This is a genomic window from Peribacillus sp. NPDC097675, assembly GCF_050277655.1.
Lineage (GTDB): Bacteria > Bacillota > Bacilli > Bacillales > DSM-1321 > Peribacillus.
On the sequence record NZ_JBNNSK010000008.1, the window covers coordinates 146574 to 158752 of the forward strand.

12 protein-coding genes are annotated in these 12179 nt (G+C 40.2%); 11 read left to right on the plus strand and 1 reads right to left on the minus strand.

Translation table 11 applies throughout. From position 1 onward, the window contains the following. Positions 1-151: 151 nt before the first annotated feature. Positions 152-3022: an SH3 domain-containing protein gene (locus ACQKL5_RS13480; protein WP_427609397.1), complete on the plus strand. Its 2871-nt coding sequence runs from the start codon at positions 152-154 to the stop codon at positions 3020-3022. A gap of 176 nt (positions 3023-3198) precedes the next feature. Here the strand turns inward: ACQKL5_RS13480 and ACQKL5_RS13485 are convergent, their stop codons facing one another. After that, positions 3199-3450 (minus strand): hypothetical protein, encoded by a 252-nt coding sequence (locus ACQKL5_RS13485; RefSeq protein WP_427609398.1) that lies wholly within the window; start codon positions 3448-3450, stop codon positions 3199-3201. Between the two features lie 179 nt (positions 3451-3629). Here ACQKL5_RS13485 and ACQKL5_RS13490 point away from each other — a divergent pair, with 179 nt between their 5' ends. From ACQKL5_RS13490 to ACQKL5_RS13535, 10 genes are all read left to right on the plus strand, one after another. Then, positions 3630-4325, plus strand: a complete 696-nt coding sequence (locus ACQKL5_RS13490) for a response regulator transcription factor (RefSeq protein ID WP_427609498.1) — start codon at positions 3630-3632, stop codon at positions 4323-4325. Beyond that, complete coding sequence (locus ACQKL5_RS13495) at positions 4326-5261, plus strand: sensor histidine kinase (protein WP_427609399.1); 936 nt, start codon at positions 4326-4328, stop codon at positions 5259-5261. Positions 5262-5449: 188 nt separating this feature from the next. Continuing rightward, positions 5450-6373, plus strand: coding sequence for an ABC transporter ATP-binding protein (locus ACQKL5_RS13500; RefSeq protein WP_427609400.1), 924 nt, complete (start codon positions 5450-5452; stop codon positions 6371-6373). Further along, positions 6366-7058, plus strand: a complete 693-nt coding sequence (locus ACQKL5_RS13505) for an ABC transporter permease (RefSeq protein WP_427609401.1) — start codon at positions 6366-6368, stop codon at positions 7056-7058. Before ACQKL5_RS13500 ends, ACQKL5_RS13505 begins: the two co-directional genes overlap by 8 nt. Before the next feature lie 295 nt (positions 7059-7353). Further along, the gene (locus tag ACQKL5_RS13510; protein WP_427609402.1) at positions 7354-7515 is read left to right on the plus strand and encodes a hypothetical protein; all 162 of its coding nucleotides are present in this window, start codon (positions 7354-7356) and stop codon (positions 7513-7515) included. A 16-nt stretch (positions 7516-7531) separates the two neighbouring features. After that, positions 7532-7825, plus strand: coding sequence for a hypothetical protein (locus ACQKL5_RS13515; protein ID WP_427609403.1), 294 nt, complete (start codon positions 7532-7534; stop codon positions 7823-7825). Between the two features lie 85 nt (positions 7826-7910). Then, positions 7911-8372, plus strand: coding sequence for a VOC family protein (locus tag ACQKL5_RS13520; protein ID WP_427609404.1), 462 nt, complete (start codon positions 7911-7913; stop codon positions 8370-8372). 21 nt (positions 8373-8393) lie between these two features. Then, positions 8394-8909 (plus strand): hypothetical protein, encoded by a 516-nt coding sequence (locus ACQKL5_RS13525; protein ID WP_427609405.1) that lies wholly within the window; start codon positions 8394-8396, stop codon positions 8907-8909. A 2-nt stretch (positions 8910-8911) separates the two neighbouring features. Then, positions 8912-9292 (plus strand): DUF1648 domain-containing protein, encoded by a 381-nt coding sequence (locus ACQKL5_RS13530; protein WP_427609406.1) that lies wholly within the window; start codon positions 8912-8914, stop codon positions 9290-9292. A gap of 308 nt (positions 9293-9600) precedes the next feature. Further along, a complete protein-coding gene (locus ACQKL5_RS13535) occupies positions 9601-12144 on the plus strand; it encodes a 5'-nucleotidase C-terminal domain-containing protein (protein WP_427609407.1) in 2544 nt (847 codons plus the stop codon). Positions 12145-12179: the final 35 nt, after the last annotated feature.

The window sequence follows — 12179 nt, forward strand, 5'->3', positions numbered from 1 at the left end:
ATTTGATTAAAGTTTCTGGTCAGAAGTATTAATCTAGTATAAATACACATTTATGTCACGAATATGGTTGTAAATACCTATATCAGAATACTATTTTCAACCGATATTTAAGTTAATATGAAAAAACCAATACTTTAGTAGGGAGAATGATATGAAGAAATTAATTATACCGACTTTATGTTTTGCCGTAATGAGCACGGTTGCTTTTGAAGAACATATATCTGCGGCTCCTCTATCAGTTGAACAAAAAAATATAGAAACAACAAAATATGTAAATGTAAGTTCGGGAACATTGAATATGCGAAAAAGCGGCAAGGCAAGTGCTGCTGTGGTAGCGAATCTGAGTAATGGCACAAAGGTAATGGTGTATTCTGAATCCAAGGGCTGGGCGAAAATCAAAGCGAATGGAAAAGAAGGCTATGTGAGTACGACATACCTTTCTACGAAAAAGCCTGGAGCAGTTAAACAGGCAGTGGTTACCCCCGTTAAGACGACAACGAAATATGTAAATGTAAGTTCGGGATCGCTGAATATGCGCAAAAGCGGTAAGGCAAGTGCTGCCGTAGTAGCGAATCTGAATAAAGGCACAAAGGTAACGGTGTATTCGGAATCCAAGGGCTGGGCAAAAATCAAGGCGAATGGAAAAGAAGGCTATGTGAATTCAACATACCTTTCTACGAAAAAGCCTGGAGCAGTCAAACAGGCAGTGATTCCCCCCGCCAAAACGACGACGAAATATGTGAATGTGAGTACAGGCACGCTGAATATGCGCAAGAGCGGATCAGCTAGCGCGAAAATTGTCACCGAGCTAACCAAGGGCACGAAGGTAACGGTGTATTCAGAGTCCAAGGGCTGGGCAAAAATTAAAGCGAACAATAAGGAAGGGTATGTGAATAGCCAGTATCTTTCTGCCACGAAGCCGGTCACGGCCAAACCAGCGTCCACTCCGGTTAAAACGACGACGAAATATGTGAATGTAAGTTCTGGTACACTGAATATGCGCAAAAACGGTTCGGCCAGTGCGAAAATTGTCACCGAGCTAACGAAGGGCACCAAGGTAACGGTGTATTCAGAGTCCAAGGGCTGGGCAAAAATCAAAGCGAACAATAAGGAAGGGTATGTGAATAGCCAGTATCTTTCTGCCACGAAGCCGGTCACGGCCAAACCAGCGTCCACTCCGGTCAAAACGACGACGAAGTATGTGAATACTGGGGCACTGAATATGAGGCAAAGTGGTTCGGCAAGTGCAAAAATTGTCACAGAAATAACCACGGGCACCAAAGTAACGGTGTACTCGGAGTCCAATGGCTGGTCAAAAATCAAAGCGAATAACAAGGATGGGTATGTGAATACCAAATACCTTTCTGCCACGAAGCCGGTCACGGCCAAACCGGCGTCCACTCCGGTCAAAACGACGACGAAGTATGTAGATGTGAGTACAGGCACGCTGAATATGAGGCAAAGTGGTTCGGCCAGTGCGAAAATTGTCACGGAATTAACCAAAGGCACGAAGGTAACGGTGTACTCGGAGTCCAACGGCTGGGCGAAAATTAAAGCGAACAACCAGGAAGGATATGTGAATACCAACTATCTTTCCACAACAAAGCCTGTAATGGATACGGTGAAACCCGTCAAAGTGACAAAATATGTGAACGTCACCTCGGGTTCGCTCAATGTGCGGAATAAACCGACAGAATCCGCCTCCATCATTGTCAAATTGGCGAAGGATGTAGAGGTTACAGTTCTTTCTGAAGAGAATGGCTGGTCACTTATTGAGGTATATGGTGGAGAAGGGTATGTGAACTCCCAGTATCTTACATCCGTTAATCCAAATTCAAAAGAGGAAAAGCCGGAACCTACTCCTCCAATTGAAGAAAACACGCTCATTAAATTCGTGAAAGTGAATGATGGATCTAATTTGAATATACGATCGGCTGCTTCAGCTTCGGCATCTATCGTTGGAATGCTTGCCAATAACACAGCGGTCACCGTGTATTCTGAATCGGATGGTTGGTCTAAAGTATCTGCAAATGGGCAAACAGGATATGTGAATTCACAATATTTAGTGGACACGGCTGCAGAAACTCCGGGTAATGCGACAGGAATCATCATTAAGAATTATAACGAGTATAACTTGACGATCGATAAGATGGTAGACCTGCAGATGACCGCGGATGCACAAACAGATAAAAGCTACCAAACTTATATACGTGAGGACGGCATTATCTTGACCTCTGCCACTAAAGGTACGGTCAATGGTTCAGGGTGGAGACTCAGGGGAGGAGCCGGCCCGGATAATTGGATAGTCGGCTCAGTTAGCAATAACCAGTCACTGACGGTTAAATCGAAAGTGAAGGGATCTGACGGTTATTACTGGTATGAAGTGGATATCAACAAAACGTGGGTCAATGCCAGTCCAACAGATGTGAAATATCATCTCAATCCAGATAATTTTGTAGATGATCCAGTGAACACGTTCCAGTTTGTTAAACTCTCTCAAAGTGCGAACCTGAACGCTGCCGAAGTGAATAGTAGAATACTATCCGGCAAAGGAATCTTAGAAGGACAAGCCGCAACCTTCATGGCGGCAGGGGATAAATATGGGGTCAATGATATTTATCTTATCTCACATGCATTATTGGAAACCGGCAAAGGGACTTCACCATTGGCAACAGGTGTGAAGGTGAACGGAAAGACGGTCTATAATATGTATGGAATCGGCGCTTATGACGGAACGGCAGTAAGCAGTGGTGCGCAATATGCCTACAATGCAGGATGGTTCACTCCTGAAGCTGCGATCATTGGCGGTGCAGAATTCATTGCCAAAGGGTATATCTCCGCCGGACAGGATACTTTATATAAAATGAGATGGAATCCAGCTGGGGCAAGCAATTATGGATATGCCACCCATCAGTATGCAACGGATATCGGCTGGGCCATAAAACAAGTGAAACAAATTTATAATTTATATAGCTTGCTAGATTCCTATAATCTAAACATGGATATTCCTAAATATAAATAAAACCAGAAAACCACATGAAGCTACATCATGTGGTTTTCCATTTCATCATTTATCTACGAAAAGGCATTTTTATCTTCGTCATTGTCCCATTTATCTTTGGAAAGAACGTTTTTATCTTCGGGATTTGCCATTATATCGATTTTTCGACAAAATCCTTCTCTCTCTCAAGAAATATACTAGAATAGACGGACGAAGACAGCCACACCGAAAACGTCATAATGGGTATTCGTTACTCTCACAAATCCATTGTCTAGCAAACAGTTTACAGCCTTCCGGTAGCACCTACCTGTTGATAGCTTACAGGGTTCAGCACTGCCAATGACGGAAGCTTCTACAATTCTACGAGATGATTGTGGCTTTAACGGATTTCTTTCCCATAATATAGTCACTACATCTGGAGGCCTTGGAATGGACACAGAATTAGACATGTATTTCACCTCGTTTCTAAAGGATTATATAGTTAATGCTATTTCGGACAAGTTAGCTTATCTATTTGTCATAGTTTTCAACAAAAGGCTCAGGGTTCACTGATTTACTAGCTGAGGCGTACTGGATTTTAGGGTATAATAATCATGTTAATATATGTAAAAAGTGGGAGGAGAAGCATATCCAAGATAAAATTCTGTTAGTGGAAGATGATGCATCCATTCAGGAAATGGTAGAAAGCTATTTAATAAAAGAGGGTTTTGTTGTGGTGACAGCTTGTGATGGAGAAGAAGCTATAAAAAAATTCACGCAAGATTCGTTCGTGTTCATCATTCTTGATATTATGATGCCAAAGATAGATGGGTTAGAAGTGATGAAATGGATTCGTGAAAGAAGTGCAATTCCTATTTTAATGATGTCTGCTAAGGATACGGATGTGGATAAGGCAATTGGGTTGGGGCTCGGTGCAGATGATTACATTTGTAAGCCATTTTCCATGATTGAACTGTCCGCACGGGTGAAGGCTGGGATTAGGCGTTCGACTACTTATTCTGCTCCTCAAAAGATACAAGATGAACTTATTCATATTGGTGATTTGAAAATAGATACGATTAATTTTACCGTCTGGAAGAACGACGAGGTCATTAAACTAACCTCAAAAGAATTCGAGTTATTGAAATTATTTGCGAAGAATGGCAACCGCGTGTTCACGAAATCTCAAATTTATAATCTACTGTGGGATGAAGAATATTTTGGCGATGAAAATGTTATTAATGTTCATATGAGAAGGCTGCGAGAGAAGATTGAGGATGATCCATCAAACCCAAAATTCATTAAAACACTATGGGGCATCGGTTATAAGCTGGAAGTGATGTAAATGGTGCTTTTTTTAACGATGATCATTTTCCTATTACTAGGCATTGTTTTCTTTCAATATCGCGTTCAGAAAAATAAAGATAAAAACTTACGATACATATATTCGAAGCTAGAGGATATTTTAGAAAAACAAACAGGTGAGAAACTATTAGTGGTAACAGATGATAAAGAATTACAAAAGTTATTAGTCGCCATTAATCATATATTAGTAGCCAATCAGATCACGAATGCCGAGCATGCCAAGGTGGAGCTGTCCATGCGAAAGATGCTCTCTAATGTCTCCCATGATTTAAAAACGCCACTGACGGTTGTTCTGGGCTATGTAGAAATATTGCATACTGATCCTACGATGAAGGAGGATGAGCGACAGGCTTTACTGAAAAAGCTGCATGTGAAAACGCTCGAAGTGACGGAGCTCATTCATAAGTTCTTTGATTTGGCGAAACTGGAGTCCGGAGATCAAGAAATCGAGCTAACTAGAATGAATTTGAATGAAGTCTGTCAGAACAATATATTATCGTTCTATGATTTACTCACGTCAAAAGGCTTTTCTGTTCAAATCGATATCCCAGATGAAAATCTTTATGCCCTTGGTAACGTAGATGTGCTAAGCAGGGTGTTAAATAATTTAATCTCGAATGCGATTACGTATGGGGAGGATGGGAAAACGCTGGGTATGACTTTAAGAGGGGATGAACAGGTGGTATGCATTGATATATGGGATAAAGGAAAGGGAATTTCCCATTCCCATATCGATAAAGTTTTTGAGCGTATGTATACATTGGAGGATTCAAGAAATCACCTTTATCAAGGAAGCGGACTTGGCCTGACCATCACCAAGCGGCTTGTGGAAGCATTGGGTGGGGAGATTCATCTTTCGAGTACGCCATTTGAAAAAACGGTATTTACAATCGTGTTAAAACGTATGATATTTTAGCTTGTAGAGGAAGGAATTCTACAGGCTATTTTTATGCCCGACTTAGAGGGCCTTTTTGTTAAGGCGGATCTGTTTACAAACTTGATGTAAGTGATTTCCTTCAACTTAAGGAATTTGTAAGAATTGAGTAAGAAAAAAGAGAAGTTCGTTTCGTAAAATGAAAGTAAGCAGCGAAAGGAGATAATAAAATGACTTATATAGTAAAAACAAATCAACTGACAAAAGTATATGAAGGGAGAGAAGTTGTTGCAGGGGTCAATATGCATGTAAAGCAAGGAGAGGTCTACGGTTTTCTAGGACCCAACGGTGCTGGTAAAACAACGGTCTTGAAAATGATTACAAATTTAATCAAACCTACAAGCGGTGATATTGAAATCTTTGGGGAGAAGTTAACGAATACATCCTATGAGGTTCTAAAACGAATGGGTTCCATTGTTGAATATCCTATTTTCTATGAAAAACTAACAGCCAAGGAGAATCTATATTTGCATTGTGAATACATGGGCCATTATGACAAGAAGTCCATTGACCAGGCGTTGGACCTTGTGAAATTGCATAATATCGATGACAAAAAAGTAAAAGACTTTTCTCTTGGAATGAAACAAAGGTTAGGAATAGCCAGAGCGATTACGACAAAACCGGAGCTGTTGATTTTAGATGAACCTATTAATGGCTTAGATCCCATTGGCATTAAAGAGTTGCGCGAGCTATTTAGAATGCTGTGTAAAGAATTTGGCATTACTTTATTGGTGTCTAGCCACATTTTAGCTGAAATGGAACAAATGGCAGATACCATCGGGGTCATTCGCAATGGGAAGCTAATAAAGGAAGTGTCCATGAAGAGTATCGTTATGGAACAAACGGATTATATGGAGGTGACAGTTCAAGATATTAAAAAGGCAGCTTATATAGTAGAGAATCATATCGGCATAAAAAACTTCAAAATCATGAGTGAACAGACGATACGCATTTATGAAATGACCGCAACGCAGCAAGAAATATCAAAGGCACTCATTATGAACGATGTTGAAATTGAAAGCATTAACAAGAAAAATAGCTCATTGGAAGAATATTTTCTTAATCTAATCGAAGGAGAGGAAACGCATGCTTAATTTAATGAGGTTAGAACTGATGAAGATGAAACTTGGCTGGTATGTTAAAGGAGCGGTTATGGCAAACGTTATTATAATTGCCTTACTTAGTTTCGCCATGTATACAGCACAAGTGGAAGGCGATTTATTCGTTGCTTCGCATCAAGAAGCCTTTATACTAATCGGGGCAATTGTAAGAGCTACATTTATCATATTCGCGGCAGTACTGATTGCGAAAATGATCATCGAAGAATATTCAAACAAGACGATTCTGATTCTGTTCTCCTATCCCATCAATCGAAGGAAAATCATTGCTAGCAAACTGCTAATTATAGGGGCCCTGACATTCATCACGATGTTATTGTCTAACATCATCGTTGTGGGTTCATTTTCTATCATCCATCAATATGTTCCTCTTGTAACATTCCAAATCACTATGCAACAGTATATGGGAGAAGTCATAAAAATGGTCCCATATTCGATTGCTACAGCGGGAATAAGCTTAATTCCATTGTATTTTGGGATGCGAAAGTATTCTGTTCCAGCCACAATCTGTTCCTCTATTATAGTGGTGATGATTGCTTGTGCCTCCTACCCATCATTCTCATTGGTTACTTTCATTCCTCTTCAATTAGGGCTCGCGGCCGTCGGGGTGGCCGTTGCTTACTTTTCAATTCGAACGATCGAGAAAGAAGATTTGGTTTAATGTAAAGGACTGTCATCCTTTGGTAGCTGCCTTTGAAGCTAACAAGGGATATTTTCTTTGTTTAATAAGTTTAAAGGTCTCTATACAACTAGATGCCCAATCGTGACGCAACCTGAAGATATGGAAATTATTGTAGTTCTTGAAGGCTAAAAATGGTAATATTATACTGCTGTGATGGTTTAATGATTATAAAGTTAGAGGGACTTTGGTTGAAATCAAACATAGGATTCATAACTGCATATTTACCAACCGTTTTGACTGTATTTATCATTTCTTTTATAGGAGGGGTGTACCTATGGGGGTAAGTCGCTATACACTTCTGTTAATCGTATTGGCAGTGGAATCGAATTTGGTTCTTACAGGTGTTTTAAAACAAGGGTTGCTAGGAAACCTACTTGCCATTCTATTCTTAATATTAGCCGCAATAAGTACGGGAAAACGTAAGGCACAGAAATGAAAGGTCGGTGGGGATCGTGGAAAATGTGAAAGCAAAGAATAAAATGGCAGCTATTTCATTGATACTACCGGTCATCTTACTTATAGGCCTTTTGCTTCTTTTTCTAGAATCAGTGGTTTTAGCTGACAAAGTGTACATAGGATTGTTATGGATCATTGATCTAGGATTTTTAGTAGCCATATTTTTAGCTATACGGACAAAACAAGTGGGGATTATCGTGCTTAGCAGCATTTCTAATGGGTTATTTTTCATTGCGTTAACGATGTATTGTCTACTCATGATGTTTGCCCTGGGTTTTTCAGAACCCTAAGAATGAGAGAATGATAGGTAGAAAAGGGATTGCTATAATGCTGAAAAATCATACTTAGTAAACGGGGATAAAGGAGGGACATGTAATGATAAAGGGACTGTATGAAGCACATTTACCAGTCAGTAATCTTGCGAAATCCATTGAATTTTATGAGAAGCTAGAATTGAAGATCGCTTATAGAAGCGCGCGGGTCACGTTTTTCTGGATAGAGGAAGGAAAGAGTTGGCTAGGTCTTTGGGAATCGGATACGGTGAAAACTCCTTATCACCCAGCATTAAGACATGTTGCTTTCCACGTTTCCCTAGAAGATATCCAAAAAGCGAAAGGCTGGTTAACTGAAAAAGGGATAGAAGTGGTTACTTCTTTTGAAGACTTTACACCAGAAAGGCAACCTTTGGTTTTGGACAATAATCCACAAGCTCACGCTGCAATCTATTTTAAAGACCCCGATGGAAACTCCTTGGAACTCATTGCGCCCCTACGATTGAATTTCGAAGAACGGTTTGAAATGATGTCTTTAGAGGAGTGGAATGCATCTAACAGATAATTTGAGGGAAAGGAGAGTTCCATGCAAAAAAAAGCAGATCGAAAGCTATTTCATTTATTTACCGGTGAGTTAACGGCTACCATCCTTTTTGCCGCTATGTGGCTGTTATACATTCAGCAACAGATATGGATAGCTCACTTCACGTCATTTCCACCTATATATGCATTCGTATTATTGGAATTCATCTTGCTTCAAGGGAGCCTCTATTGGTTTTTGAAATGGAAGCGAGCTAAACAGAAGAAGTATGGACCATTACCACCTTCCCACCTGCGCATGTTTCTGCTGTTTAAAAAGATCAATTTTGTTCTGATCTTGATAGGAGCACTCGTTTCGGTTTATCAAATCATAAAGTTTCCGGATGGTCATTATTGGTTCGCCTTTCTTTATGCATTCGCCATTATAGAACATATCAATTACTATCACATCAGGCTTTCCTATCAAACTCCGGATGAGATAAAGGAGTTTCTCCGTCAAAAGAAATTTCGCAGTTCCATCTTGGCAAAGGAATTGGCTATGTTAAAGGTAAAGGTGGATTAAAGATGGTCAAGAATAAAAAAACTATATTCGAGCGTTCATTAGACTTAGCTTCCTTGATTCTGCTTATCATTATTTTTATCTATATATGTATCCAATGGTCTGCCCTACCGGATAGCATTCCCATGAGATTCGATTCAGCTGGTGTTGTTTCCCAATGGGGAGATAAGAAAAGTATTTTAGGTCTACCTTTCATTGGGCTAGTCGCATTTGGTGTGTTTAGTCTGGTTGAAAAGTTTCCTGATAACATCAACTTACGAATCTATAAAAGCGACAATAAAGCGAAAGAATTACAATACAATCGGACAATGGTCAACGTCATCAAAAATGCCATCGTCATTGTTCTGGTCCTCGCTAATTGGCGAATAATTGAAGCAGCTTTATAAGATCAATGGGTGATTCTTCTTTAAGAAGGATTGCCTTTTTTGTTCCCTGCTTAAGGCATGTTGTAGAAAAATGTGGAACAATGGAAGGTAAATCAATCAATTCGATTAATTTTGTAAATATTTCGTGAAATTAGCATTTCCCTGTTTTTAATTTGGATTATTTTGTTGTATTATAGGTTGTACACATAACGATAGGGGAAAAGACATAGGTCGATTTATGTGAAAATTAAGATAGCTTAAACTGAGATGGTTTATTGTATATTTTTACAATACTATTATTCAGTATAGTAAAGGGAGGCACTACTTTAATGGGGAAAAAGAAAATGATTCAGTTTGCATCAGCTACCGTACTGGCTGCATCAACAATCGTCGCAGTGGCACCGGTACCAACCGATGCGGCAACAACTAGCTTAAACAGTAAAATCAAAACAGCCAAGGTCACCATCAAAAAGCCATTCGACACATACTTCTACTCTTCTAAACTAGCTTCTGTATCCACCATCAAGAAACAAATCAAAGCAGCCAAACAGGCTAAAAAAGACATAATTACCTCCATAAAAAAATCAACGTTACCTAAAAAACAAAAAGACGAAAAACTAAAAGAAATTAAAGCCTATGATAAATATATTACACGGGCTGAGGGCTATGTTAAAGGCCATCAAAAGGCAGAAAAAGCGAAAACAGCCCATAATAAAATTCTAAAATCACTTACTAATTCGGTCATCGCACAAAAACCAACAGAAGTTAAGAAGAAATATAATGAGTTGGATTCAGCTGTGAAAAAGACTGAAAAAGATATTAAGGATACGGTGTACGGGGCCAAAATCGAAGCCCTTCTCTATGATAAATTCACTAAAGGAACGAAAAAATCCTTAAACGGCGACCTTAAAGTGCCGTACTACTATGAAAAGGCCGAAAATTGGATCGATAAAGGGGATTTGAAAACGGCAGCCAAACGGATGGATTCCGTTTCTGCCCAGCTGAAAAAGGTAAGCAAAACATCCAAACTCGGTAAGGCCATCCATGTTTACGTGAAGAAAGTAAACGGAAAATATGAAGCGGCAGTCTATGCCGAAAAGAAAGAAGCAGTCGAAAAGAAACTACGTGCTTACGAAGAACTAGCAGGTGGAGAGCTTAAGACAAGAGTTCAAATCGACGCGGCTAAAAAAGCGAAAGCGTCCATTAATCTAAAAGGAATCAATAAAGCAGATACAAAAGCTTTCCAAAAAAGAATCGCAGCAGCGGATAAAACGGTGTGGAAGGCGGAAGAAGGGCTTCAATTCACCTTGTCTTTAATGCACACAAATGACACACACGCCCACTTAGATAATGTGGCCAAACGGGTGACTGCCGTTAAGGAAGTAAGGGAAAGCAAGCCAAAAGCTCTCTTGATCGATGCGGGGGATGTTTTCTCGGGTACCTTGTATTTCAATGAATTCAAGGGACAAGCCGATCTTCAATTCATGAACTTGATGAAGTACGACGTGATGACATTTGGAAACCATGAGTTCGATTTAGGCTCAAGTGATGAAGGACATAAAGCACTAGCTGACTTTATTAAAGGCGCCCAGTTCCCATTCGTCAGTTCAAATGTAGACTTTTCCAAAGACGCTACATTCAAAGGGTTATTTTCGGATTTATATTCGAGTAAGCCTGAACAAGGGAAAATCTACAATGGCATCGTGAAGGATATCGATGGTGAAAAGGTCGGGTTCTTTGGGCTTACGACAGCAGAAACGAAAGATATTTCCAGCCCCGGAAGTGTCGCATTCGAGAACTACCTGGAAGAAGCAAACAAAGCCGTGAAAGCATTCGAAGGAATGGGAATCAATAAAATCGTCGCCATTTCCCACCTTGGTTATGATGACAATGCCGAATATGATAATGATTTAACACTGGCGGCTAAAGTTAAAGGAATTGATGTAATTGTTGGTGGACATAGCCATACGCAGTTAGATGCTCCAGTTGTAATCAGTGAGGATGATAAAGGCGTAACGAAGGATCCGACCCTTATTGTTCAAGCCTATCAATATAGTGATTACCTAGGTACGCTTGATGTGGAATTTGACAGTAAAGGGAAAGTAATAGGACAAGCGGGTCAACTGATCAAGCTAGCCGACAAACAAGATGATGCAGAAGCTGCCAAAGAGTTGGAAACCTACTCCAAGAAAATCCAGGAAGTAAAAGAAAGCAAAACGGGCGCAACCGCAGTGAAGGCAATGCCAAGTCCGCGTGATTCAGGCGACGTCACGAAACCAAGTGTCCGTAAAAATGAAACGGAATTGGGGAATCTAATTACCGATGCCATGCTGACGAAAGCTAAAGAATATAATAAAGACACGGTCATCGCCTTCCAAAATGGTGGAGGTATCCGTGCAGGTATCGATCAAGGTGACATCACCTTAGGGGATATTTTGACTGTGTTACCGTTTGGCAATACATTGGCGACAATGAAGCTAACAGGTGAGGAAATAACGCAAGCATTGGAGCATAGCGTGAGCCAAGCACCGAGAGAAAGTGGCGGTTTCCTACATGTAGCTGGCATGAAGTTCACCTACGACAGCAAAAAGGACGCGGGTCAACGCGTACAAAAGGTTGAAGTGAAAGGGCAAGATGGAACGTATACCGAACTGGATAAAACCAAGCAATATACAGTAGCCACCAATGCCTTTACAGCCAAAGGTGGAGACGGCTTTACGGTCTTTGCAAAGGCCTATGAAGAAGGAAGAGTAACGGACATCGGACTTCCTGATTGGGAGAATCTAAGGGATTATGTAAGCGAGTTGAAGACAGTCGATCCAATCATAGAGGGACGGATTAAAGATGTTTCTGGAATCACTCCAAATCCCTAATACAGGTAAACCTGTTGTACCGAAAGATTCAACCA

Excerpts from the sequence above, each read along its gene's own strand:
- ACQKL5_RS13480 (WP_427609397.1), top strand. The coding sequence starts at position 152 with ATGAAGAAATTAATTATACCGACTTTATGTTTTGCCGTAATGAGCACG.
- ACQKL5_RS13485 (WP_427609398.1), bottom strand. The coding sequence starts at position 3,450 with ATGTCTAATTCTGTGTCCATTCCAAGGCCTCCAGATGTAGTGACTATA.
- ACQKL5_RS13495 (WP_427609399.1), top strand. The coding sequence starts at position 4,326 with ATGGTGCTTTTTTTAACGATGATCATTTTCCTATTACTAGGCATTGTT.
- ACQKL5_RS13500 (WP_427609400.1), top strand. The coding sequence starts at position 5,450 with ATGACTTATATAGTAAAAACAAATCAACTGACAAAAGTATATGAAGGG.
- ACQKL5_RS13505 (WP_427609401.1), top strand. The coding sequence starts at position 6,366 with ATGCTTAATTTAATGAGGTTAGAACTGATGAAGATGAAACTTGGCTGG.
- ACQKL5_RS13510 (WP_427609402.1), top strand. The coding sequence starts at position 7,354 with ATGGGGGTAAGTCGCTATACACTTCTGTTAATCGTATTGGCAGTGGAA.
- ACQKL5_RS13520 (WP_427609404.1), top strand. The coding sequence starts at position 7,911 with ATGATAAAGGGACTGTATGAAGCACATTTACCAGTCAGTAATCTTGCG.
- ACQKL5_RS13525 (WP_427609405.1), top strand. The coding sequence starts at position 8,394 with ATGCAAAAAAAAGCAGATCGAAAGCTATTTCATTTATTTACCGGTGAG.
- ACQKL5_RS13530 (WP_427609406.1), top strand. The coding sequence starts at position 8,912 with ATGGTCAAGAATAAAAAAACTATATTCGAGCGTTCATTAGACTTAGCT.
- ACQKL5_RS13535 (WP_427609407.1), top strand. The coding sequence starts at position 9,601 with ATGGGGAAAAAGAAAATGATTCAGTTTGCATCAGCTACCGTACTGGCT.